Source organism: Verrucomicrobiia bacterium (genome assembly GCA_026414565.1).
In the GTDB taxonomy this organism is placed as follows: domain Bacteria; phylum Verrucomicrobiota; class Verrucomicrobiia; order Limisphaerales; family Fontisphaeraceae; genus Fontisphaera.
The window spans coordinates 61,151-84,312 of sequence record JAOAIT010000038.1 but is presented as its reverse complement, the minus strand read 5'-3'; the positions used below and the strand labels follow the sequence as shown (position 1 = coordinate 84,312).

At 61.2% G+C, this 23,162-nt stretch carries 18 protein-coding genes; 7 read left to right on the top strand and 11 right to left on the bottom strand.

The window, feature by feature from the left end:
• The first annotated feature begins 1 nt into the window (after window position 1).
• Window positions 2-1,318, top strand: a complete 1,317-nt coding sequence (locus tag N3J91_08890; GenBank protein MCX8156546.1) for a dicarboxylate/amino acid:cation symporter — start codon at window positions 2-4, stop codon at window positions 1,316-1,318.
• Between the two features lie 29 nt (window positions 1,319-1,347).
• Here the strand turns inward: N3J91_08890 and N3J91_08885 are convergent, their stop codons facing one another.
• The 7 genes from N3J91_08885 to N3J91_08855 all read right to left on the bottom strand — a co-directional run bounded on the left by N3J91_08885 (window position 1,348) and on the right by N3J91_08855 (window position 6,656).
• On the bottom strand, window positions 1,348-1,857 hold the full coding sequence (locus N3J91_08885) for a hypothetical protein (GenBank protein MCX8156545.1): 510 nt from the start codon (window positions 1,855-1,857) through the stop codon (window positions 1,348-1,350).
• 1 nt (window position 1,858) lies between these two features.
• The gene (locus N3J91_08880; GenBank protein ID MCX8156544.1) at window positions 1,859-2,491 is read right to left on the bottom strand and encodes a sigma-70 family RNA polymerase sigma factor; all 633 of its coding nucleotides are present in this window, start codon (window positions 2,489-2,491) and stop codon (window positions 1,859-1,861) included.
• A 13-nt stretch (window positions 2,492-2,504) separates the two neighbouring features.
• The gene (locus N3J91_08875) at window positions 2,505-3,557 is read right to left on the bottom strand and encodes a polyprenyl synthetase family protein (GenBank protein ID MCX8156543.1); all 1,053 of its coding nucleotides are present in this window, start codon (window positions 3,555-3,557) and stop codon (window positions 2,505-2,507) included.
• A gap of 64 nt (window positions 3,558-3,621) precedes the next feature.
• The gene (locus N3J91_08870; GenBank protein MCX8156542.1) at window positions 3,622-4,926 is read right to left on the bottom strand and encodes a glycosyltransferase family 4 protein; all 1,305 of its coding nucleotides are present in this window, start codon (window positions 4,924-4,926) and stop codon (window positions 3,622-3,624) included.
• Between the two features lie 11 nt (window positions 4,927-4,937).
• Window positions 4,938-5,612 carry a 2-C-methyl-D-erythritol 4-phosphate cytidylyltransferase gene (gene ispD / locus N3J91_08865; GenBank protein ID MCX8156541.1) on the bottom strand — a complete coding sequence of 225 codons (675 nt, stop codon included), beginning with the start codon at window positions 5,610-5,612 and terminating at the stop codon, window positions 4,938-4,940.
• Window positions 5,613-5,640: 28 nt separating this feature from the next.
• On the bottom strand, window positions 5,641-6,021 hold the full coding sequence (locus N3J91_08860) for a hypothetical protein (GenBank protein MCX8156540.1): 381 nt from the start codon (window positions 6,019-6,021) through the stop codon (window positions 5,641-5,643).
• A 50-nt stretch (window positions 6,022-6,071) separates the two neighbouring features.
• Window positions 6,072-6,656, bottom strand: a complete 585-nt coding sequence (locus N3J91_08855) for a pyridoxamine 5'-phosphate oxidase family protein (GenBank protein ID MCX8156539.1) — start codon at window positions 6,654-6,656, stop codon at window positions 6,072-6,074.
• Between the two features lie 197 nt (window positions 6,657-6,853).
• Here N3J91_08855 and N3J91_08850 point away from each other — a divergent pair, with 197 nt between their 5' ends.
• Window positions 6,854-8,140 (top strand): DUF3472 domain-containing protein, encoded by a 1,287-nt coding sequence (locus N3J91_08850; protein MCX8156538.1) that lies wholly within the window; start codon window positions 6,854-6,856, stop codon window positions 8,138-8,140.
• Window positions 8,141-8,163: 23 nt separating this feature from the next.
• Here the strand turns inward: N3J91_08850 and N3J91_08845 are convergent, their stop codons facing one another.
• Window positions 8,164-11,427, bottom strand: coding sequence for a CHASE domain-containing protein (locus tag N3J91_08845; GenBank protein MCX8156537.1), 3,264 nt, complete (start codon window positions 11,425-11,427; stop codon window positions 8,164-8,166).
• A gap of 157 nt (window positions 11,428-11,584) precedes the next feature.
• Between N3J91_08845 and N3J91_08840 the strand changes: the two genes are divergently transcribed.
• Window positions 11,585-12,859 (top strand): PQQ-binding-like beta-propeller repeat protein, encoded by a 1,275-nt coding sequence (locus tag N3J91_08840; GenBank protein ID MCX8156536.1) that lies wholly within the window; start codon window positions 11,585-11,587, stop codon window positions 12,857-12,859.
• 151 nt (window positions 12,860-13,010) lie between these two features.
• Window positions 13,011-14,147 carry a Xaa-Pro peptidase family protein gene (locus N3J91_08835; protein MCX8156535.1) on the top strand — a complete coding sequence of 379 codons (1,137 nt, stop codon included), beginning with the start codon at window positions 13,011-13,013 and terminating at the stop codon, window positions 14,145-14,147.
• A 61-nt stretch (window positions 14,148-14,208) separates the two neighbouring features.
• Here the strand turns inward: N3J91_08835 and N3J91_08830 are convergent, their stop codons facing one another.
• The gene (locus tag N3J91_08830; GenBank protein ID MCX8156534.1) at window positions 14,209-18,339 is read right to left on the bottom strand and encodes a DUF2723 domain-containing protein; all 4,131 of its coding nucleotides are present in this window, start codon (window positions 18,337-18,339) and stop codon (window positions 14,209-14,211) included.
• A gap of 365 nt (window positions 18,340-18,704) precedes the next feature.
• Between N3J91_08830 and N3J91_08825 the strand changes: the two genes are divergently transcribed.
• A complete protein-coding gene (locus N3J91_08825) occupies window positions 18,705-19,634 on the top strand; it encodes a response regulator (GenBank protein ID MCX8156533.1) in 930 nt (309 codons plus the stop codon).
• 25 nt (window positions 19,635-19,659) lie between these two features.
• On the opposite strand, the gene N3J91_08820 is transcribed toward N3J91_08825, so the two are convergent.
• Window positions 19,660-20,124 (bottom strand): helix-turn-helix transcriptional regulator, encoded by a 465-nt coding sequence (locus tag N3J91_08820; protein MCX8156532.1) that lies wholly within the window; start codon window positions 20,122-20,124, stop codon window positions 19,660-19,662.
• A 134-nt stretch (window positions 20,125-20,258) separates the two neighbouring features.
• Here N3J91_08820 and N3J91_08815 point away from each other — a divergent pair, with 134 nt between their 5' ends.
• Both N3J91_08815 and N3J91_08810 read left to right on the top strand, forming a co-directional pair.
• Complete coding sequence (locus N3J91_08815) at window positions 20,259-21,131, top strand: site-specific DNA-methyltransferase (GenBank protein ID MCX8156531.1); 873 nt, start codon at window positions 20,259-20,261, stop codon at window positions 21,129-21,131.
• Window positions 21,100-21,819 carry a PmeII family type II restriction endonuclease gene (locus N3J91_08810; protein ID MCX8156530.1) on the top strand — a complete coding sequence of 240 codons (720 nt, stop codon included), beginning with the start codon at window positions 21,100-21,102 and terminating at the stop codon, window positions 21,817-21,819. The genes N3J91_08815 and N3J91_08810 overlap by 32 nt, the downstream gene beginning before the upstream one ends.
• A 74-nt stretch (window positions 21,820-21,893) precedes the next feature.
• On the opposite strand, the gene N3J91_08805 is transcribed toward N3J91_08810, so the two are convergent.
• Window positions 21,894-22,955 (bottom strand): helix-turn-helix domain-containing protein, encoded by a 1,062-nt coding sequence (locus tag N3J91_08805; GenBank protein MCX8156529.1) that lies wholly within the window; start codon window positions 22,953-22,955, stop codon window positions 21,894-21,896.
• Between the last annotated feature and the right edge of the window lie 207 nt (window positions 22,956-23,162).

Sequence of the window (23,162 nt, the reverse complement as noted above, 5' to 3'; positions counted from 1 at the left end):
CGTGAACCCGGCTTCACATCGCCTGGGCACCTTCATCCTGGCCGCACTGGCCGGAGGGCTGCTGGCAGGCGCGGCGGCGGCGTGGTACGGGGAAACTCATCCCGCCTGGCTGGCGCAAACCCAGCGTTTTGCCACCGCCGTGCTGGATCCCCTGGGCCGGATTTTCCTGCACCTGCTTTTCTGGGCCGTGGTGCCGCTGGTTTTTTCCACGCTGGCCCAGGGAGTGCTCCAGCTCGGCAACCAGGGCGGGCTGGGAGGTTTGAGCTGGCGGGTGGCCCTGCTCTTTGCCGCCAACATGGCCGTGGGGGTGGCCCTGGGATTGATGGCGATGAACTGGCTCGTCCCCGGCACCGCTTTGCCCGCCGAAACCCGCCAACAACTGTTGCGGGAATTTGGCCCGACAGCCTCCGCCACGCTCGAAACAGTGGCGGCCCAACCCCTCACCAGTTTCCGCGCCGTGGTGGACCTGCTCCTGCCCCGCAACCTGCTCAAGGCGATTGTGGAATTTCAACTGTTGCCGCTCATGGTGCTGGCGCTGCTGCTCGGCGCTGCCGGCACGCGCCTGCCCGAGGCCAGCCGCGCCCGGCTGCATCAGGGACTGGAGCTGGTCAGCACGCTGATGTTGCAACTGGTGCGCTGGGCCATGTATCTGGCCCCCCTGGCCGTGCCGGCCATAATCTTTAGCACCGTGGTCAAAGCCGGGCTGCCCGTCTTGAGTGCCCTGATTGGCTTTGTGCTCGTATGCCTGGGGGTCATGACCTTGCACCTCTTTGGCTTCCTGGCGCTCTGGCTCAAATGGCTGGCCGGGCGATCACCCTGGGCCTTTTTCAAGGCCATTCGCACCGTCCTCATCACCGCCTTTTCCACCAGTTCAAGCAGCGCCACCCTCCCGGCCAGCCTGGCGGCCAGCCGTGAGTCCCTTGGCATTTCGGCGCCGGTGGCGGGCTTTGTCCTGCCGCTGGGAGCCACGTTGAACATGAGCGGCACGGCGTTGTATGAGGGATGCGTGGTGCTGTTTGTGGCGCAGGTCTATGGGGTGCCCTTGTCCCTGGGCATGCAAGGGCTGCTGCTGGTGATGACCGTCTTGAGCGCCGTGGCCGTGGCCGGCATCCCCGGGGGGTCATTGCCCTTGATTGCGGGTCTGCTGCTGACCTTTGGTGTGCCGCCGGAAGGGCTGGCGCTGGTGTTGGGGGCCGACCGCCTGCTGGACATGGCCCGCACCACTCTTAATGTGGCGGCGGACCTGGTGACGGCGGCCGTGGTGGACAAATACTGGCGGCGCCGGCTTGCTTCCCCGCCCTCCAGCTCAAGTTTTTAGGCCCCGGCCACGGGCTGAGGCCCATGCTTTTATTGATTGGGGCTGAAGCTGGCTTTTTCTACATTCAAACGCGGAGTGAAGAACAGCGAGGGACTGGCCAGGCCGGACGCCACGGGATTGGTGCTGTTGGGCTCAGTGGCGGCAGCGGCGGGCGAAGATCCGCCTTGCGCCAGTTGCTCCGCAAAACCGGCCGAGGCACTCAGGCCGCCCGCCGGGGTGGCAAGGCCCGGAACGCCAGGCCCCGCCGGCAGGAGGGTTTGGGAGGCCACCGGGTCAGGTGTCCGCAGCAGCATCAATCCTCCCACCAACACACCGCAGGCGCCCGCCGCCGCCAGGCCGGACCACAGCGGGCGGGTGGTCAGCGCGTTCCAAAAACGCAACAGCCAGGCACTTTCCGCGTCGCCTTCCACCGCATTGATGCGCGCCATGACCTGGTGGGAAAAGTTCTGAAAATATCCCGGCGGCGGCTGTTCATGCCGCTTCAGGGCGAGCAGTTGGCGCAGCCGCGCAAACTCATCCTGTGGCTGGGGCATGCTCATATCAGGTCAAAAACTCGGCCAAATAGGCTTGCAGTTGTTGCCGCGCATAAAACAGGCGCGAGCGCACGGTGCCCTCGTTGCAATCCATGATCCGCGCGATTTCCTCGTGCGGCAACCCCTGGATGTCATGCAACGTGACCACCATTCTATGAGTATCTGACAACTTCAACATGGCCTTGTTCAATTTTTCCTGCAGCTCGGCCAGGTTGAGATCACGCCGCGGTGTCTTATCACTGATCAAGGCCACCAAATCGGGATCATTCTCCACCTGCGCATCCAGATCATTCAGGCTCAGATGCACCCGGTTTTTGCGCTGGCGCAAATAATTCAGCGTTTTATTGACCGCAATCCGATACAGCCACGTGAAAAAGGTGGCATCCCCTTTGAAGGACGGCAGCGCCCGATACGCCTTGATGAAGGTCTCCTGCGCGAGGTCATTGGCGTCCTCATGATTGGCCGTCATGTGATAAATGGCCGAATAAATCCGCTCCTGATACCGCTGGATCAACTGGTCAAACGCCTCCAAATCCCCGCGCTGCGCGCGGCGCACCAGGGTTAAATCGTCCACCGGCCGCGGCGGGCTGCCGCTGGCTGCCGCCGGGGAGGCGGCCCGGCCTGGGGAAGCATCGCTCATAATCATGGGCGCATTATTCGGTATTCCTCAGGGCTTCGGCCTGCCGCCCCAGCAGATCGGCCAGCCCTTCCAAACCCTGCCGGCTGGGGGTGGCCGGCACCATCCGCAGGTGTTGCCGTGCCTCACCCAACCGCTGTTGAATGGCCGCCACCGCCCCTTCCAGCGCCTCGTGCCGGGCCATGATGTGCAACAAGTCCCGCAGCCGCGCCGGATGCCAGTGCTCAATCCATTCCTGCACCTTTTGACGCTGGGCCGGCTCCAGGCGTTCCAACAAAAGCAAGACCGGCAGGGTTAACTTGCCCTTGGCCAGATCCGTCCCCAGGGACTTGCGCGCCTCCGCTTCCGAGGCAAACAAATCCACGCAATCATCATACACCTGGTAGGCCGTCCCCAGCGCCATGCCAAACGCCCGCAAAGCCTCGCGCTGGGCAGGCTTGGCCCGGCTTAAATAGGCGCCCATGTCGCACGACAGCGCAAACAGCTCGCCGGTCTTCATGCCCACCACCTTGAAATATTCCTGCTGCGAAAAGTTGAAGTTCCGGCGCTGCCGGGTCTGCAAAATCTCCCCGGCACACACCGTATTGGTGGAGGCGGAAACGGCGCGGCATACCTCGGTGGTGGGAAAACTGGCGGCCAGTTGCAAGGCGTGGGCAAACAGGCAGTCACCCACCAGCACCGAGATGTCATTGCCCCAATGGGCCGCCAGGGTGGGCTGGCCACGGCGCACCTGGGCTTCATCCAGTACATCATCATGCACCAGGGTGGCCAAATGGACCATCTCAATGATGACCGCCACCGTGACATGGGCTTCGGTCAATTCGCCCAGCGACCGGCCGCTTAACCCCACCAGCACCGGCCGTAATTGCTTGCCCTGGCTCTGCAGGGCTTCGGCGGCGTAGGCGGCAATCTCCGGATCGAAGGCCGCCACCTGGGCGGTAAGCCGGGTGCTGACCTCCTCCAGAAACGGCCCCACCGGCGCAGAAAGGGTCTTCCAGGCGTGCGATAAATTCACCCCGGCTGCCGCAGGCGGGGAGCCTTGGGCCGCCTTTGTTTCGGCTGCTAACATTCCCTCAAACTTAAGTGCGCTTGTCCCCCAAGTCAAACCAGGAAACAATTGGGGATAGCCAGCTTCAAGCCGTCGGCGCCTGCATTACCGTATCTATAAATCTTTGGGCGATGTGCGGCATGGCGTATTGGGTGTGCACGCTCCGATGGGCCGCCCGGGCAAACTGGCTCCATTGCTCCTGATTCAACAACAGGCTCTCCATGCCTTCGGCCAGTGCCTCTGCGTGGGGGGCGGTTACCACACCGCCGCCGGTGGCCTGCACAATCTCCGGAAAAGCCGCTGTAGCCGGCTGCACCACCGGCACGCCGGCCGCCATGGCCTCCAACAAGAACATCCCGAAAGACTGGTTGTACTGCACCGGCACACTAAAAAGGGTCAGCCCGTTGAAAAAGGCGATTTTCTCCTCCCGGCTCACGTTGGGATGAAACTCCACCGCCTCCGCCAGGCCGGCGGCCGCCAGTTTCCGTTTTTGTTCCTCGACCACCGGCTCATCTGAAGGGCCGCAACCACCGCCCATCTTCAACCGCGCCGCCGGCACCCGCCCACGCTGGCGCAGATGCAAGAAGGCATCCACCAGCACCGGCAGCCCTTTTTCGCGGCACATCCGCGCGAAAAAACCGATGACCGGCGGCGAAAATTGCCCGGCCGGGGCCGCCGGATAACCCGCCAGATTGAGGCCCAGGGGCACCACTTGGATGCGCTCCGGCGGCAACTGCAGCCGCCCGGCCATGATCCCGGCAAACCAGCGCGAGGGTGAGACGAATACGTCCACCACGCGCGCCCGTTCCTGCACGAGTCGCCAGGCTTCGGCGCGATGCGGCTCCGGCAGACCGTCCAAAAAGCCGTCCTCACCGGTCAACTGACAGACGAGCCGGGCGCGCAAGTCCCGTTTCAGGCGCGGCGCCAGCCCCAGGAGGAGGGCATTCGACAGGCAGATCACGTCCGGCTGGCCCTGTCCGGCCAGCCACTCCACCAGCTCCTCCAGTTCGGCCTTCTGATGCCCCTCCTCACCGCGCAACATGGACACGGTCAAATCCCCCGCCTCACTGGCGCGCGTTTTGGCCGCGCGGCCGGCGGCCCAGCGCAGCAAGGCGGGCGAGGCCAGGCCGCGCCGCAACCAGCGCGGCATGTTCTGGAGCCAGGGGAACTTTTGCTCCAAATACACGTTGATGCCGCCAAAAAAAATGGGGGTGCCGGAACTTTGATCCTCCTCATCCAGTTTCAAAGGCAGGTACAACGGCACCATCAGCGCCTGGTGCCCCTGCCGCCGCCACTCCGCCACCAGGGCGTTGTCCCGGAAACAGTTGCCACAATACATGCCGCCCGCCCCGGGCGTAATCTGCACAATTTTCAATGGCCGTGTTCCCACGGAACGCCAAATTAGCGCAGCAACCGCTCCGCGTAAAGCAGGTCCACCGGATAGGTAATCTTGGGATTCGGCGCCGGACTGGGCACCAACACCACCGGCTGGCCAATCAGCTCGCAGGCGGCGGTGTCATCAGTCAGGTTCAGCCCCTGCTGACGGGCAGCGGCCAGGGCCCGCCGGATGATGTCCACGCGGAAGGTCTGCGGCGTTTGCACCGCCCAGAGATGGGTGCGATCCACCGTGCGCCGAATCAACCCCGCGGCATCGGCCTCCTTGAGGGTGTCCGTGACTTTTTGCGCGGCCACAGCGGCGCCATGTTGCATGGCGGCCTTGAAAGTCGCCTCAATCAACTCCGGGCTGACACAGGGGCGCGCCCCATCATGGATGGCCACCCATTCGACGGCCGGATCCAGGGCGGCCAGGCCGTTGGTCACCGAGTCCTGCCGCTCGGCCCCGCCGGCCACCACCTTGAACGGTTTGGCAAGGCGGGTGTCTTGAGCCAGCGCGGAGAAGCGCGATTGCTGCCCCTCGCGCACCACCAGGATTATTTGCTGCACGCAGGGCGAGGCATCCAACTGCCGCCACGCATGCAGCACCACCGGCTGGCCGGCCAGCGGCAGAAACAACTTGTCCACCCCCGCGCCCATGCGGGTGCCGGAGCCGGCAGCCACAATGATGGCGGCATTCATGGAAACCGGAAGGCCACCGCCAGCCCCATCAGTCTTTGATGGTCAGCTTGTAAGTGGGGGACAGCTTGCTGTCCTGCCGCGGCTCAGGAAAGGCGTTGACCCAGTACTCGAATTTGAAGCGGTAATAGACCTCTTTCTGATCGGCCGGCACCGGGATCAAGGTTTCCCACCGGTTTTTCATCAAGCGCGTGCGCTCCATGGGATAGGTTTGATCCTGGATCATGACTAGGGGCCGGATGGAATCCTGCCGCAACGCCTGCTCGCGGTGATCAAACTTGACCTCGACGGGATAGAGTCCGCTGGGGTTCCGGGGCAAACTTGCCGGCGTCAGATTGGTAATGGTGTGACACCCCGCCACCAGCAGGAGGAGACCGCCCAAAAACACTAGCCGCGCAACGTTTCGCATCATGCACCGCAGGTTGGCAAACTCCCCCCGCCTTGTAAAGCCGGATTCCTGCCTCAAGGCACCATCCACCGCGAGTCGTACCCGTCCCCGTTCCAGGTGAATTCGGCCCGCTTGTGGGTGTCGTCTGGGAACAACGCCAGCCAGTCAAAACGCTCCACCGTGGTAATCACCACGGCAAAGTTGCGGAAGGCCAGCTCATGCTCCGAGGCCACCTCCACCTGCGGCGGCAGAAACGCTGGCAGGCCCGTCCCCGGGGGCAGGGGCGAAAGATACCGCAGGTAATTCAAATCCGGGCGGGCGCGCCAGATCTCCTCGGCCACCGCGTTTTGATGATGCACCACCGCCACCCCCCGGGCGCGTAACTGAATACGCTCCACCGGATCGTAGAACAACCATTCCACCCGCGGCTGGATTTGCAGTTGCTGGATTTTGTTGGCCCGGGCGTCCGAGTAAAACACCAGGGCCCGCCGCTCGGCATCGGCCGCCCGCAAGACCACCGTGCGCACGGCCGGCCGGCCGGCATCTACGGTGGCCAGGGCCGCCAAATGCCAGGCATCCTCCCGGCGTTCCGCCCCGAGCTCCAAGCGTTCCCAGATGCCCGCCAGCAAGGCGGCCAGGCTTGGTGTGTTCCAATCCATGTCCAACTTCCGCTCCCTTTCTGTCGAGCACCGACAAGGGCTATATTCCAACCCCAACCGCCCCGTCGCTTCAAGCCCAAAGCTGGCCCCCCAAAATCCCCGCCCCCTGCCCCAGTTCCCTCCGGTTGGGCCCCCCAAGGTTTTCAATTAACGCTGGCCTTGGGGCGATTATCTCCTACATTGCACGCATGTTCACTATGAAAAAAAATCCAGGCCACCCGCGGCGCGTCATGCCGGCCGCGCTGGCCTGCCTGGTTTTGGCGCTCTGCGGCGCTCACGCCGCCACCCTGCGCATCCCTGCCTATACCGCCTACGTGGAGCCTGACCCGGACGGCCTGCGCATCTCCTCCCGCACCGGTCTCATCAGTGGCTGGCAAAACCCGGAGCTGAAAGTCTTGTGGTTTGGGCAATTCAAAACCCCGGGAGAATTGCAGGTGCACGTCGCGCTGCGGTTGCCCGAGGGCCGCACCAGCCGGCTGCGCCTTACCCTGGCCGGCCGTAGTGCCGAAGCCACCGTCACCGGCCAGGGCACCAACACCCTCAGGGCGGATTTCGGGCGTTTCTCCATCCCCACCAACGGCTATTACCGTTTTACTTTGGAATCTGGGAATGCCCAAGGCACCGCGGCGGGGGATATTGAGGCCTTGGAGCTGGACGGTCCGTCGGTGGCGGGCGCTCATTTCAACCTGAAATCCCGCCGCAACGCCGCGTCCGTGCATTGGTTTTATACCGTGCCCAAGGAGGTCCAGGTGGAGGCTTTCTATTGCGAGATGACCGGTCTGGAAGACCCCGTCACCACCTACTACATGGCCTGCGGCTGGCATCGCGGCTACTTCGGCATGCAGGTCAACAGCCGCAATGAACGCCGCATTATTTTCAGTGTCTGGGACAGCGGCAACGAGGCCGTGGACCGCGCCAAGGTGCCCGAGGAAAACCGCGTCCAACTGGTGGCCAAAGGCCAGGACGTTTATGCAGGCGATTTTGGCAACGAAGGCACCGGCGGACACAGCCATCTCAAATACCTGTGGAAAACCGGCGAAAAACAGCGGTTCATCGTCACCGCCAAGCCCGTGGCGCCGCAGCAAACCATCTTTTCCGGCTATTATTTCCACCCGGAAAAAAAGGAATGGATCCTGATTTCAAGCTGGCGCGCCCCCAAAGAGGGCGGCTATCTGCGCGGGCTCTATAGTTTCAGTGAAAATTTTGGCGGCAGCACCGGCCACCTCGTGCGCAAAGCCCTCTACGGCAATCAATGGATTCGCACGCCGCAGGGGCAATGGCTCGAGCTGACGCAGGCCCGTTTCAGCCATGACTCCACCGGCAAGGCCGATCGCCTGGACCGTTTTGGCGGCATCGAGCAGGGGCAGTTCTTCCTTTGTCACGGCGGATTTCTCCCCGGCTTCACCGCTTATGGGGAGACCTTTCAGCGGCCGACCGTGGGGCGTCCGCCCACGGATCTCCAACTGCCTCCTCTGCCCGAGTAGTGCCTGCCCCCAAGCCCGGCGGTTCAATCCGGGCGGGAGGAATCCACCGGCGGCCCGTCAAGCACCTCGCGCAGTTTGACGCTGAGGGTGTACAAATTGAACGGCTTGGGCAGAAAGTGTATGCCCTTTTCCACCACCCCCCGCTCGACGATGACGTTGGCGTTATAACCGGACATGTACAGGCATTTCAGCCGGGGGTGGTGCTTTAGCAGCGTTTGATACAACTCGCGCCCATTCATCCCGGGCATCACCACATCGGTGAGCAGCAAATCTATGCCATTGCGCGCCTGCTCCGCCAGTTGCAGAGCGTCCGCCGGACTCCCCGCCACCAGCACCCGGTACCCTAAACGCTCCAGCTTGGTCTTGACCACCCGCCACACGGCGGCTTCATCTTCCACCAGCAGCACCGTTTCATGACCCATTTCGGGCCTGGATTTGATGCCTGCGGGCGCGGAGGAGACCTCGGCAGCTCCTTGATGTCGCGGGAAATACAAACGGAAACAACTTCCCTGCCCCGGCTGGCTTTCCACATGGATGAAGCCATGATTTTGCTGCACCACGCCGTACACCATGGCCAACCCCAGCCCCGTGCCTTTACCCACCTCCTTGGTGGTAAAGAACGGTTCAAAGATGCGCGCCTTGACCTCCGGCGTCATACCGCAGCCGGTATCCCGCACCGACAGCATGACATAATCCCCGGGCAGGCAGTCCTCCATTTGGGCCGCCGCAGCCGCGTCCACGGTCACATTGTGCGTCTCGATCGTCACCGTGCCCACCCCGGCAATGGCATCCCGCGCATTTACGCAAAGATTGGCCAGGACTTGATCCAATTGCAAAGGATCCATTTTCACCGGCCACAAATTGGGGCCGGGAACGCACACCAGGCGCACCTCCTCGCCCATCAACCGCTGCAACGTCTTTTGCATGGCCTGCACCGATTCATTAAGATTGAGCACCCGGGGGGAAATCGTTTGTTGCCGGGCAAAGCCCAGCAGCTTGCGGGTCAGATCGGCAGAGCGCTGGGCGGCATCCTTGATTTCCTTCAAATTTTCCTGCAGGGGATGGTGCGGCGGTAAATCCTCGCGGGTCAACTCCGTGTAGTTCAGGATGACGTGCAACATGTTGTTGAAATCATGCGCCACCCCGCCCGCCAGCCGGCCCACCAATTCCATCTTCTGCGCCTGAATGAGCTGCGTCTGCAGCCGCTCTCGCTCCAGCTCGGCTTTCTTGCGTTCGGTGATGTCCCGCCAGGTGGCATAGAGATGCTTCTCCCCCTTCACCACGATGGGCACCAGTGAGACATCCACCAGCAAGGATTGCCCATCCAGGCGCCGGACTTCCCATTCAAAACGACACCCCCCCTCCGCCTCCGCCCGTTGCATGTACTCCAGCGCCGCCGCCGCCGAATTACGCCCATCCGGCTGGCGGGAGGGAGAAATGTCTTGCGGCGTGCGACCCAGCAACTGGCTGGAGTCACTGGCCTGCAGCAGGCGCAAAGTGGCCTTGTTGCACCCCACAAAACGGCCCTGCTTGAGTAACATGATGGGATCAGCCGAATCCTCAAACAGCTTGCGGAAGGTCTCCTCGCTCTCGCGCAGCTCGCGGGTGCGCTCGGCCACCTCCAGCTCCAGCCGCGCTTCATAACGACGCACCAACCCCACCAATACCCCAAGGGCGCCGCTTAGAAAGACCCCCGCCACCATCGTCATGATCCCCGCCCGCTTGGGATAAAGTTTTTCAAAGGTTTCCAAGCCCAGGGCGCGCAATTCATGCACCCGGCCCGCCGCCAGCACAGAACAGGAATAAACCAAACATGGTTGTTGAGCATCTGGACTGATGGAGATTGCCGTCTTTCCCGTCCCATGAGGTGTCCCCAGGATATACCATTCCAAAGGCACCAGCCGATCCGTCACCACCTGCTGCAGAAAATCCTTTAATCGCAAGGCTGCAAAAGCAAAGCCCGACAACGTGCCGGAGGGCTTTTCTGCATACACCGGCCGGTAAATCACCATCCCCTGTTGGTGCTCCCGGTCATGAATCAGCGCAACGACATCCGTGGCCGTGGCCCAGCCGCTGTGTTCGGCCTGCTCCATAGCGCGCCGGCGCACGGGATGCGAGCCGGCATCAAAGCCCTGCGCTCTTTGGTTGCCGCTCCACGGCGCCAGGAATGTCACCGGATAAAAAATGTCCCGGCCGGTGGCCGGCACTTGCTGCCCCGCCTCGTCCAGTTGCCAGATCCAGAAGTTCGTGAAACCTTCCGCCCGCATGGCCTGTTCAAAAGGAAACTGGCGTGCTGGCGGGATCGCCGGCATCCATCCCCAGGCCTGCACGCCGCCATGGCGCGTCAAATATCCCGCGAAAAGTTGAAATTCCTGCCAGGTCACCGACTCGCTGCCCTCGAAAAAGCGGCCCAAGCCTTCCAGTTCGACATTGACCACATTATCCAAGGCTTTGGCGAGCGCCGCCATGCGAATGGTGGCCCAATGCTGAAACACCTGCTGGCGGTTGCGGCCCTCGGCCTGGTGCGCCAGCCAGGCCACCAACCCCGTCAGAATGAAACCACAACCCACCACAATGCCACTTTCCAGATAATCCATCCACGCTGGCGCCTTCAGACCGAGTTTCATCCGGTGTTTGAACAATCCCAGGCAAAATCCCAAAAAGATCAGTACGGCCAATGTAAAAACGATTACCGGCAGCATGGCCTCCCGAAACACCCGCCGCTTCCAGTCCGAAGCATCCCAATCCAGGGCTAACACCACCGGCACGCCGTCCTTGCGCCCCGCATTCAGCGGCACCAGCGCGGTCACCCAAGTACCCCAGCGATCAGTGTTGGGCCCGGTCACCAACGGCATCCACCGATCAAACACCTGATAAAAGCCCGGTTGAGCCTCGGAAAACACCTGCCCCGGCGGCGAATAATCCGGTGATTCCGGCGGCTCGCCATCCAGGAAGAAAAACAATCGCCCGTCGGCCCGGCGCCCCAGCAAATAAATAAAGCGGCAGTCCGGCACACTTTTCTGCAGGGCTTTAAATTGCGCTTTCAGCCGTTCATAGACGGGTTTGTGCACATCCTCCGGCCGCCCTTCCAATGCCCGAATCTCCTCCAAAGGGAGGGTTTGCGCCATCAGTTCGGCGGTTTCCTGAAAATTTAAGCGAAAGAAGTGCTCCGTGCGGGTGATCAACACCTGGATGAGTGCTGCATCCAGGACGAGCAGGAAGACGATGGCCACCCCGAAAGTCAAAAAGGGACTGAGTTTTTTTGGCAGCCGCGAACTTAACTGCATGGGCGACGTAGTTTTTTTTTTTACAGCATGGATATGCTAGGGGACTCAGGGAAAAGTTCAATTCTGTAATAGCTCAAGCCCAAGATTCCCGGGCCACTTTTTCCTGCCGGGAGTTTTCCCCATTGGCGAATGTCTGCGGCCAAGTTATCTTCATGCCATGCAAAAACTTATATTCCCCTGGCTGGGTGGCTTCATGGGGTTGGTCTTGACCGTCCAAGCTGCCTGGCCGGAATTCCGCGGCCCCACCGGCGACGGCCACGCTCCTAAAACCGCCCGCCCGCCCGCCACGTGGAGCGAAACCGCCAATGTCCGCTGGAAGACCGCCATTCACGACAAGGGCTGGTCCTCGCCGGTGATATGGGACAATCAAATCTGGCTCACGACCGCCGCGGAAAACGGCACCCGTCTTTACGCGGTTTGCGTGGATGCGGCCAGCGGCAAAATATTGCATGATCTGCTGCTTTTTGAAGTGGAGACCCCCCAATATTGCCACCCCTTCAATTCCTACGCTTCCCCCACGCCGGCCATGGAAGCCGGGCGGGTGTACGTCACCTTTGGGGCGCCCGGTACCGCCGCGGTGGACACCCGCACCGGCAAGGTGTTGTGGACCCGCCGCGACTTCCAATGCAACCATTACCGCGGCGCCGGCTCGTCGCCCATCCTGTACCAGAATCTCCTCATCCTCCACTTCGACGGCAGTGATCATCAGTACGTGGTCGCCCTCCACAAGGACACCGGCCAGACCGTCTGGCGCGTGAACCGGTCCATTGACTTTCAGGATTTAGGGGCCGACGGCAAGCCCTTCATGGAAGGCGACTTGCGCAAGGCCTTTGCCACGCCGCAAGTGGTGACGTTGCAGGGCCGGCCGCTGCTGATCAGCCAGGGGGCCAAGGCCCAGTACGCCTATGACCCGCTCACCGGCAAGGAATTCTGGCGTTTTGAGGAGCGCTCCTGTCATTCGGCCAGCGGCCGCCCGCTCTACGGCAACGGGCTCCTCTATATGACCTGTGGTTTCTCCCGCGGCACCCTGCTCGCCTTGCGCCCGGATCCCCAGGACCCCACCCGGCCGCCCGCTGAAGCTTGGAAAACCAATCGCAGCATGCCCAGCAAACCGTCCCCACTGCTGGTGGGCGATTTGATCTTTGTGGTGGATGACGGGGGCCTGGCCTCCTGCCTGGATGCCCTGACCGGCCAGGAAATCTGGCGCGAACGCATTGGCGGCAATTATTCGGCCTCCCCCCTCTACGTGCCCGCCACCGGCCTGATTTACTTCTTCAGCGAAGACGGCAAAACCACCGTGATTAAAGCCGGACGCCAGTTTGAAAAAGTGGCGGAAAACCGCCTGCCCGCGGGTTTCATGGCCTCGCCCGCCGTGGTGGGCAACGCCCTGATCCTGCGCACCCGCACCCATCTGTACCGCATCGAAGAATAGCCGTCGGCTCAGTGTGCCTGAAGCTCCGGGCCCGGCTGCCTTCGCCCCCCGCACCCCACGCTCGCGCGGCGCCTGTGCACAACTTGTGCGCATCCGCATTTGACAGGATTCCCAAAGCGGTCTTTGATGCCTCCACGCCCGGCAACTGAGCATGAAGTCTCCCAACCTGGTTATGTACGGCGCCAGCGAGCGTAATGCGGACATGCTTTACGCCACCGGTCTGTTGTCGCCCGATCCCTTTGTTTATCTGCGCTTGCGCGGGCGTTGTTTTCTGATCGTGCCCGATTTGGAGGTGGCCCGCCTGCGCCGCCTCAAGGGCCGTTGTCGGATTTTGCCGCTGGGCGCCTTCCCGGCAGCCGGACACAATGGCGCCCACTTTGGCCATTACGATTTCCTGGCCCGGGTCATTCGCGCCCTCCTGCGCGAAGAACGCATCAAAAAACTGGTGGCCCCCATGGACTTCCCCTATGGGCTGGCCAGGCAGTTGCGCCGGCTCAAAGTCAAATTAAAGGTGGCTGACGGGCCGCTGTTTCCCGAGCGCGCCACCAAGAGCAGCGAGGAAATCAAAAAAATCAGCGCCGCCCTCATCATGGCCGAGGTGGGGCTGGCCGAGGGCGTGCAGGTGCTGAAAAATTGCAAGGTGGGGCGCGAACGCAAATTGACCTACCACAACAGCCCGCTGACCGCGGAAAAATTGCGGGCCATCATGAACACCGCCATCTACCAGGCCGGCGGCGTGCCGGGCAACACCATCGTGGCCGGCGGGGCGCAGTCGTGTGACCCGCACGAGCCGGGCCATGGCGTCCTGCGGGCGGGCGAGCCTATTGTCCTGGACGTTTTTCCCCGCTCGCAGAAAACCGGGTACTTCGGCGACATCACCCGCACCGTGGTCAAGGGGCGCGCCTCGGAGGCCCTCCGGCGCCTGCACGACGCCGTCTGCCGCGGCCAGCAACTGGCCTTTGCCCATCTGCGCCATGGACGCCCCGCCCGGGAAGTGCATGCCGCCGTGCTCAACTTTTTTCACCAGCAGGGTTTCCCCACCCGCCTGCAGTCCCGCCGCAAAGAAGGCTTCTTCCACGGCACCGGCCACGGTGTGGGGCTGGAGCTGCATGAAGCCCCCCTCGTGGCGGATCAATCTCCGGACACCCTCCTGCAGGGGCAGGTGATTTGCATTGAACCAGGACTTTATTACCCCGAACTGGGCGGCATGCGCATGGAGGACATGGTGGTGGTGGGACGCCGCGGCATCAAAAACCTCACCCAATTTGACCGGCAACTGGAGGTGTAAAGCCCCCCCGTCGCCCCGCGCGAGCAAATCCCCCAGCCCGCCTCAACCTCCCCCGCCGGCGCTAAGGGCTGGTGAGAATCTTCAAAAACTCCGGATGCGTGCGCAGATTGTGGAAGCGCCCGTCTCCCATGATTTCGTCGCGGAAATTCTTGACCGCCGGGTTGGCGGCGCGCGCCTTTTTGTTCAGCTCGAAGGCCATCCGCAAGTGGGCGAGCGCCTCCTCATTTTTGCCCAGGAGCGCCTGCACGCCCGCCAGATCATAAAACACCTCGCCGGAATTGGTGGCCAGTTTGCTCAGCCGCAGGAGCGTCTGCTCCAGCGGGGGGGCCTGATTGAGCTGGTAGAAGGCGTTGGCCAGCGCCGTCAGCTCGTTGGTGCCCAGCTCGGGCTGCTTCAGGGAGGTGGCCAGCACATTCACGGCTTTGTTGGTGTGGCCCGAGAGGATGTACACCTGCGCCAGCGCAAAGGCATTGCTCACCGTGGGCTGCACCAGAAAGTTTTTCTCCAGCTCGCTCACCCGCAGGAGGTTTTCATTGGCCTTGCGGATGTCCTTCAACCGATTGACCAAGTCCGCCACCTGCGCGTTGCCGGGGTCCAGCTTCCGGCACGTCTCGGCAATCAGCAGCGCATCATTGATGCGCGCCGGGTCTTCGTAAAGGTTGCTGAGCAGCAAATTGATGTAACGGAAGACGGCCTCGGGGCTGTACGGGCAGAACGCCAGCGCCTGCTTGAACGCAAACTCCGCCTCTTTCATCAACCGCTGCCGCTGGGCCGGGGTCTTGGGCCGGTACTCGACGGGGGTCTCGGCGGCATTGGACAGCCGCCACGCATACACGCCGGCAATGGAGCTGCGCAGCTTGCTGAACGCCTTTTGCGCATTGTCGTCGCGGATGAATTTGCGGTCACCGGTGAACTTGCTGTAATCCCGGTGCAGATACACCTCCTCCGCAAACTTGCAGATGTTGGAAACCGGGGTGTCATAGGTGATCCAGTTGCCGATCAAACGCTCCGAGTATTGCGTCCAGAACTCGTGATCCAAGGCCAGTTGCCGTTCGGTCAGATCCGTCATCGGCGTGCGATTGATGCGCATGATGATGCCATACGGCTCCAAATACGGATACATCCATTCCAGCGGGAAACTTTCCTCCACGTAAAACTCATGCGTGGGATTCTTGTCAAAAATCACCTTGGCCAGCAGCGCGTTGATGGACATCACCGCCACCTGGCCCGACACCTGCACGCGCCCGCCCTCAATCCGCACATCTTCACCGGGCCGGATTCTCCCGCTTTGCATGCGGCGTTGCACGTCATCCAGATACTCGCTAAAGCAGCGCTGCGAATCCTCCACCGATGGCGTGTGGATCTCGCGGTCCGGGTACACACCCCCCGGGCTTTTAACGATTTCGGCGGGATACGCCTCCTCCAGCAACAGGCGGTTGAGCCGGATCCGCGTGTGGCTTTGGGGATTCTGCGCGATGAATGCCCTGGTGGTGTCCTTCAGGGTGACCCCGGCAAACCGGTTGGACTCATAGAGGATCGGCCCCTCCAAGACCCGGTTCAAATCCGCTGCCAGGGCCTTCGCCAGTGCCGGCCCGGGCGTGCCCAGCAGGTTCTGCGTCTCCGCCCCCAGTTGGGCGAGCAGGAATTTGGATACGCCGGCCGGCGCGCCGCCGGTCTGGATTTTTTTCGCCAGCCCCGCCAGGTCCGTGAAATGCTCCGGGCGAAAATAAGAGCTGCCCGCCCGGCGCCGTTTTTCCACCCGATCGCCCAGCCCCAGGAAAAACGCATCCACCGGCCGCACCATCCGGGCCAGCAGATTGGTCCGGCCCTGCTGCACCTCGGCGGCGCTGCGCAGGAGCTCCTGGAAAAACGGCGGATCGTTCTGCGCGCTGCGGTTGTAATGCGCGCGGATGTAGTTCAGGTACGTCCCGTCGGCCAGCGCATTTTGCGTGATCAGATACACGTCCCGCCGGTCAAACACCGGATCGCGCGGCTTGTACTTGGGCTCGATGAAACTCTCGCAGAAGATCATGTAGGTGGGATTGAAACGGCCCGGGTCCGTGCCGCCAAACAACACCGCATCCCGCGCCATCTCGGGGTACACCAGCTTGCCGGCCCGGATCATTTCCTCCCGCTCCTTGCTGTCATAACTCCATTCGCCTTTGGCATTCTTGAAGGGCGGCGTGAACATGTCATGGCCAAACCAGTAGCCAAACAGATGCCCCCGCTGTTCATTGTCCTCCCAGTGGGAAAGCACGCTCTTGATGGGCATCAGGGCAAACACCCCCAGCACCAGCGGCATGCACACCCGGGAGCGAAACACCCCCAGCATCAGCAACCCCAAACTCGCCAGGACCAGGCTGTACACCGCGGTAAAGCGCACCAGCGGGCTTTTATTGGGGATGGCGATCCAGTCATAAAACCAGCTTTCCGGGTCCACCACGTTCTTCTCCGTGTCGCCAAACGTCCCCAGCACCACATACAACGCGATGCCGGTGGCCGCCGCCACCCCCAGAAGAATGGGCCGCCGCCAGCGCGCATAATCCACCAGCAGCATCGCGGCCAGTATCGCCAGCCCGTACCCGATGAACATCGAAACCACCACGTGCGAGGAAGTGAAGAACACCCGGTTCAACTCCCTGCTCTGGCGGTCAGTGCCCGGGTTGAGCATGATCATGAGCAATACCGCCAGGCACAGATAAATGGCCATCAACCCCAATAACCAGGCCCGCTCGCGCTTTTGCATCTTTTTCCAGAAAGCCAGCGGCACCAGCCCGATCACCAGGTACACAAAGGTGAACTCGTTGACCATGCCCCCGGTGTAATCCCACATCTGGCGGATAAACCGCAGCGGGTTGGTGAAAATGTTGGTGGGATTGGTCTTCTCGTACTGGCCCCGCGTGAAGGCATGCCAGAAACCCTCCTCGGTGCGCGGATAACCCCAGTTCAGCGGGGGATTGGTCATCGAAGTGATCGGCATGAACAGGTAGAGCGACGTCCCCGCAAAAAACAGGCAGCCGCCCAGCAGCACCACCCAGATCTCCTTGAACTGCTCCCGTCGCAGATAAGCCTGAAAGGCCAGCGCCCCCAAGGCCCCGAAAAACATCAGTTTCACCAGCACCATCGTCGCCCGGTTGTTCATCTGCCAGGCGATGGATTCCTTGCCGTTGGCGTAGTTGAGGGCCAGCGCCACAAACAGGGCAAAAAACAAACCGTCGCGCAAAAAGTAGTAGGTCTCCGTCTTGAAGATCAGCCACAAGTAGGCCGCCAGCGAAGCCAGCCCCACCATCAGGAAGATGGCGTACACCATGTTGATCTGGCCCGGCGGCGAATCAAAGGTGGACAAACACCCCCGCGCCTTGAGGATCAACCCGCCCACAAACAACAGCACGTTGCCCAGCATCAAATCCCGCCCCAGCTTGGGCTTGGCAAAAATGATGGCCACCTGAATGCCCATCGCCGCCAGAATCAGCGTCTGATGGTTGGTAAAACAGATGCCGAACATGAAAAACGCCAGATAGAGATAGCGGTTTTGATTCGGCGCATAAGTCCAGCGCAGCAGAAACACCAGCACGGCCGTCAGCGAGAGCACGCTCAGTGAATACACCTCCACAATCACCGACTGGCTCCACATGAAGCCGTTGAACCCCATGACCAGCGCCGCCACAAAGCCGGTGGTCAGGCAGATGTAATTTTCCCATCGCCGCTCAATATTGCGCAGGCTCTCGATGCTCTCCAGAAGCATGCTGCTGCCGCGCGAAACCATCAGCCCAATCAAGCCGCAGGCCAGCGCTCCGGCAAAGGCGCTTGCCACCGCCACCCGGTAGGCAATATTGGACACCGGCAGCAGCTCGGTGAACAACCAGGTGTAAATCGTCCACACCGGATAGCCCGGCGGATGCGGCACCCCCGCATAATAGGAGGCCACCGCCAATTCCCCGGAATCCTCCAGCGTCACATCGGGGGCCAGGGTGTACAAATACCCCGCGAACACCACCAAAAAGGTCAACCCCAGCGTGGTCCAGTCCACCGGCCGAAACAAGGGCGGCACCGGCGCCGCCGGCGCGGCAGCGGGCGCGGGCGTGCCGCGCGGCTCGGGGGCTTTGGCCAGTTTGGTCTTGGCCACCGACGGCGCCGGGGCGGCGCCCTCGCTCTTGCTGCCCGTGGGTTGGCTTGGTTTCTCTGTGCTCATATTCGCTTTCCCATCAAACCTTGGGCCATGGCCCTCAACTCGCAATGCAAGCGGTAACACTGAAAGACGCAGGGGCAGTTTGTCCACTATAAAAAATCCGCCCCCGCCCTTCCCGCTCCCGCGCCGCCTGCGCCCTCAGCTCTCCAGCATAGACACCCTGCAGCCGGGCCCAGTTCAAATTCGCCGTCCCCCCCACAGCCCGGTGGCGTCTGCTCCGGCCGCGCCGCCGGCGGGAAAAGGTTTGCAATTTTGCCCCGCCCGATTTTAAGTTGTGCAGGAACACCTGGCCGGCCAAACCAAGATTCGGGCGGCTGCGCCGGCAGTGCCCGCAGGTTGGAATCGCCGTCAGCAGCAGCATTGATTATATGGAAAGCGCCAATGTCAGCATCCTGCTCGTGGACGACAGCCCCGATGCGTTGGAATTGTATCGCACCGTCCTGGGCGACCTGGGCCTCAACCTCATCACCGCCCAAAACGGCGAAGAGGCCCTGCGGCTGGTCAAGGACAATGAGTTTGCCGCCATTGTCCTGGACATCCAGATGCCTGGTATTGATGGTTACGAGACGGCCATCCGCATCCGCAGCCTAGAGAAAAGCCGTCAAACCCCCATCATCTTTGTCACCGGCAATTACAAGGACGAGCAGAGCGCGGCCCGCGGCTATGCTTTGGGCGCTGCCGATTACATCACCAAACCTTTCCGCGTGGATGCCTTTCGCGGCAAAATCCAGGCCTATGCCGAGCTGTTTCGCCGCACCCGCAAAGTGCTGGAGCAAATGCGCACGGCCGTCCCGGGGGTCGAGCGCGAGCGCGTCCTGGTGGCGCACAGCGGACTGGCGCCCCTGCTGAAATCAGCCGGCTGGCCGGACAAGCTGGGCGTCGAAATCCTGGAATGCAACGCCATCAAGGATGCCATCGAATGGGTGAAAAAAGGCGTGGACCTTGTCATTCTGGGCAGTGAACTGAGCGATGGCGACGGCTTTGAAGTGGCGCGGTTCATCCGCCAGAACGAAGAATATGCCGCCCTGCCCATCATCATCATCACCGGCCATGCCCCGGCGGAGGAAACGCTCCACCAAGGCTTCGAGGCGGGGGCGGTGGATGTTCTGCCCATGCCGGTGAATCTCGACTTATTGCGCGCCAAGGTGCAGGCGTTGCTCAGTCAGTTCCGGCAAATTCGCAGCCTCAGGCAGCAGTATCAGGAAATCGAGCGGCTCAAGGCGGAAATCGAAAATACCCGCAAACGGCTGCTGGAAATTGAAAGCGAGCTGGACCGCCTGGCCTCCCTTGCCGTCTGAGCGCCCGGCGCACGGCCTTCGCCCCTCACGAGGCGAGGGACTCCTGGGGCGGCGGCGGAAAGGGGGTTTCCTTTTTGCGAAACTTGGCCCGCCATTCCGAGGGGGTCATGCGAAACCGCCGCTTGAACATCCGGCTGAACAGGCCCAGATGCCGGAATCCCACCGCCCACGCGATGCTCAAAATCTTATCATCGGTCTCCATCAACAACTGGCTGGCACGGTGCAGCCGGAACTCCGTCTGCTGCGTGCGCAACGACACTCCAAAGCATTGCCGGAAGAGCCGGCGCAAATGCCGCAGACTGCAGCCGCAAATCTGCGCCAGCTCGGCCGGCTCGCGTCGGATCCATTCTTCCTTGGGCAGCCGGCTGATATAGGCTTCCAGGCGCTCGCGGGCGCTGAGCACGTCCTCCGCAGGCTCCCCCCCTCGCACGCCAGGGGTGGTCAACGGCGGGACGGGAGGTTGATTCTTCACATCTGGCGCCATAATCATAACATCTCGGTTTATCACACCATCCCAACCGTCCCACGAACACTTAACGGGAAGGTGACAGTTGCATGAAATCTGGGCAAAATCCGCCCCCAGATTCTGCTTGGCAAACCGACGGGAGCTTTTAAGTTGAGGCTATGCGCGAAATTCGTGCGGAAATTATTCAAGGCGACTGCCTCCACGTCCTGGAGCAATTTCCGGAGAATTTTTTCGACCTGATCATGACCTCGCCGCCCTACGCAGACCGGCGAAAAAACACCTATGGGGGTGTGCCTCCGGAACGTTACGTTGAATGGTTTCTGCCACGCAGCCAGCAGTTTCTGAGGGTCCTAAAACCCACCGGTACCTTTATTCTTAATATCAAAGAGAAAGCCGAAAACGGCGAACGCCATACCTTTGTCATCGAATTAATTTTGGCCCTGCGCAAGCAAGGCTGGCTATGGACCGAGGAATTCATCTGGCACAAAAAAAATTGTTACCCTGGCAAGTGGCCCAACCGGTTCCGCGATGCCTGGGAGCGCTGCCTGCAATTCAACAAAACCCGCCACTTCAAAATGAATCAGGAGGCCGTCATGGTGCCCATGGGCAATTGGGCCCAAACCCGCCTTAAATCATTGGGTAAAAATGATGTGGTGCGATTCAATTCACAAGTGGGCAGCGGGTTTGGTAAAAACATTGCCAACTGGCTGGGCCGGGATAAAGCCTACCCCACCAACGTGCTCCACCTCGCCACCGAGTGCGGCAATAAAGCCCACAGCGCCGCCTTTCCAGAGGAGCTGCCTGAATGGTTTATCAAACTCTTTACCGACGAAGGCGACACTGTGCTGGACCCGTTTGCAGGCTCAGGCACAACGTGCTATGTCGCCCAGCGTATGAGCCGTCATTCCGTGGGGATTGATGTAGTGCCCGAATACTGTGAGCTGGCCCGCAGCCAGTTGAGCAGCCAGGCAATGTTGGCATTGGAAACCAAGGGACCTTATGGCAACGATAACGGCCAAGGAAATCACTGATTTTATCGAAGACCATATCGGCCCTTCGTTCCACGAGAAACGCCTCAAAAGTTTGGAAAATTTGAGGCTGGAACAGATTTTACGCCGCAAAAACCCTTACCTGTACAAAGCCAAAAACATCAACACTGCCGGAGACTTCGTTAAGATTTTATTGGACGCCCATCTTTCGTCACAAGAAGAAACCATTTTCGGCGGGTTCCTTGAAGAACTGGCCATCTTTATCTGCGGCAAGGTTTATGGGGGCCACAAGTCGGGCGCCGAGGGGATTGACCTCGAATTTGACCGTGATGGGATTCGATACATCGTCGCCATCAAGTCCGGCCCCCATTGGGGCAATAGCAGCCAAATCCGCCGCATGGTGGAAGATTTCAAAAAGTACAAAAAGACCTACAAGGGGCGTGTCGAGGCCATCAACGGCTGTTGCTACGGCCGCGACAACCAACCCAACAAGGGTGACTATCAAAAGCTTTGCGGGCAGCGTTTCTGGGAGTTCATTTCCGGCATCGAGACGCTCTACACCGACATCATCCAGCCCTTGGGGTACCGGGCCAAAGAAAAAAACGAAGCATTCGCCAGCGAATATGCGAAACGCCTAAACTGCTTCACTCGAGATTTCATCCATAAATATTGTGAACCTGATGGTACCATCCAATGGGAAGCCATCGTAAGGCTCGCTTCATCCAAATAATTGAATTGCAGACTGCACCCGCTTTTTCCTTTCCCTGTCGTGCCGGGATATTTATATGGGGCGGTCTTGATATTTTAGGGAAAGCTGGGTAGATCATGACCCTGGTGGTTGGGTTTGGGCAAGTAAAGATGGTGACGTTGAGCGAGGTTGAGAGGGCGCCAGTGTAGGAGGGCACCGGCCAGTGCGGGAGCGGAGCGTTGGAGGATTTGGAGAGGGCTTTGCCATTCTTTGGCACGGTTGGGGCGGACGAGGTTGAAATAGTGCCAGTAGGTGGTGATTTTGGCCCAGAATTGGGTTGGGCCGGAGAAGGATTCGCGATCAAAGAACTCATCTTCGACGAGGCGGTGGACGGTTTCGACATCGCTCTGCCAGGTGAAGCGTTTTGGAGGGATGTAGCGGTGATGGGAGCCGAAGGCGCGGACGGTGGCAGGCAGGCCCTGCTCGTCCTTGTTTTCGAGGAACTCGGCACCGTTGTCGGTCTGCCAAGTCAGGCGAGAGAGGTCGACGCCGTGGCCGGCCAGGTGGACGGAGAGTTGTTCAGCCAGGAAGACGGCATAGGATTTGGAGAGTTCGTCAGCATAGCCGGTGAAGGTGGCGCCGGAAACGACCTCTCGGGCGGTGTATTGGAAGCGGGGCAAGCGGTAGCGCATCATTTGGGGCCAGTAGAAGGGGATGTCCTGGAGGTATTTGGTGTTGGTGGACAACTGACTAAAGAGAGGCCATTGGCGTTTGAGGGCGCGGAGGTGTTTTTTGGTGGCGGGTTTCTTTTTGCGTGGCCGAACCAGTTGTCGTTGGCGCAGCACGCGGGCGATGGTGTTGTGGCTACAGGGGAGGTTAAACTCATGTTGGAGGCGTTGGGCACCGAAGCCGGTTTGCTGGCGCAGTTTGACGATCTGGCCTTCCAAGCCGGGAGAGACCTGGTGGGGGCAGTGGTGGGGTCGTCGACTGACTTCGGCCAAGGAGGAAGGCTTGCCTGGCTGGTAGCGGCGGATCCATTTGCGGACGGTGTTGCGGGAGCAACCGAACTCGCGGGTGGCAGCCTTGAGGCCGTGGGCGCGGGCGAAGGCGACCAGCTTCTGATGCAGCCAATGACGATCGGTGCGCATACGATAGAGTTCAAAGTAAGTGCTGTGCACGCCTGGAAGATGACACACTGGGGCGTGCGGCCGTTCGGCCCTCAGCTGCGGCGGCCCAGGGTGCCCCTCGCTGCGCTCGGCGGGGAGGCTTGCGAGCTGGAGGCTCGAAACCCAAGCCTCCCCGCCCCGATGCCGCCGGTCTTCGGACCTCACTGAGCAACCGGCTCAGCTCCGTCTTGCGTCGCGTGCTTAACACTTTGATCTTCA

What these genes read in the sequence shown, in the direction of transcription:
- N3J91_08885 (MCX8156545.1), bottom strand. Translation starts at nt 1,857, where the DNA reads ATGAGCATGCCCCAGCCACAGGATGAGTTTGCGCGGCTGCGCCAACTG.
- N3J91_08880 (MCX8156544.1), bottom strand. Translation starts at nt 2,491, where the DNA reads ATGAGCGATGCTTCCCCAGGCCGGGCCGCCTCCCCGGCGGCAGCCAGC.
- N3J91_08875 (MCX8156543.1), bottom strand. Translation starts at nt 3,557, where the DNA reads ATGTTAGCAGCCGAAACAAAGGCGGCCCAAGGCTCCCCGCCTGCGGCA.
- ispD (MCX8156541.1), bottom strand. Translation starts at nt 5,612, where the DNA reads ATGAATGCCGCCATCATTGTGGCTGCCGGCTCCGGCACCCGCATGGGC.
- N3J91_08860 (MCX8156540.1), bottom strand. Translation starts at nt 6,021, where the DNA reads ATGATGCGAAACGTTGCGCGGCTAGTGTTTTTGGGCGGTCTCCTCCTG.
- N3J91_08855 (MCX8156539.1), bottom strand. Translation starts at nt 6,656, where the DNA reads ATGGATTGGAACACACCAAGCCTGGCCGCCTTGCTGGCGGGCATCTGG.
- N3J91_08850 (MCX8156538.1), top strand. Translation starts at nt 6,854, where the DNA reads ATGAAAAAAAATCCAGGCCACCCGCGGCGCGTCATGCCGGCCGCGCTG.
- N3J91_08845 (MCX8156537.1), bottom strand. Translation starts at nt 11,427, where the DNA reads ATGCAGTTAAGTTCGCGGCTGCCAAAAAAACTCAGTCCCTTTTTGACT.
- N3J91_08840 (MCX8156536.1), top strand. Translation starts at nt 11,585, where the DNA reads ATGCAAAAACTTATATTCCCCTGGCTGGGTGGCTTCATGGGGTTGGTC.
- N3J91_08835 (MCX8156535.1), top strand. Translation starts at nt 13,011, where the DNA reads ATGAAGTCTCCCAACCTGGTTATGTACGGCGCCAGCGAGCGTAATGCG.
- N3J91_08830 (MCX8156534.1), bottom strand. Translation starts at nt 18,339, where the DNA reads ATGAGCACAGAGAAACCAAGCCAACCCACGGGCAGCAAGAGCGAGGGC.
- N3J91_08825 (MCX8156533.1), top strand. Translation starts at nt 18,705, where the DNA reads ATGGAAAGCGCCAATGTCAGCATCCTGCTCGTGGACGACAGCCCCGAT.
- N3J91_08820 (MCX8156532.1), bottom strand. Translation starts at nt 20,124, where the DNA reads ATGATTATGGCGCCAGATGTGAAGAATCAACCTCCCGTCCCGCCGTTG.
- N3J91_08815 (MCX8156531.1), top strand. Translation starts at nt 20,259, where the DNA reads ATGCGCGAAATTCGTGCGGAAATTATTCAAGGCGACTGCCTCCACGTC.
- N3J91_08810 (MCX8156530.1), top strand. Translation starts at nt 21,100, where the DNA reads ATGGCAACGATAACGGCCAAGGAAATCACTGATTTTATCGAAGACCAT.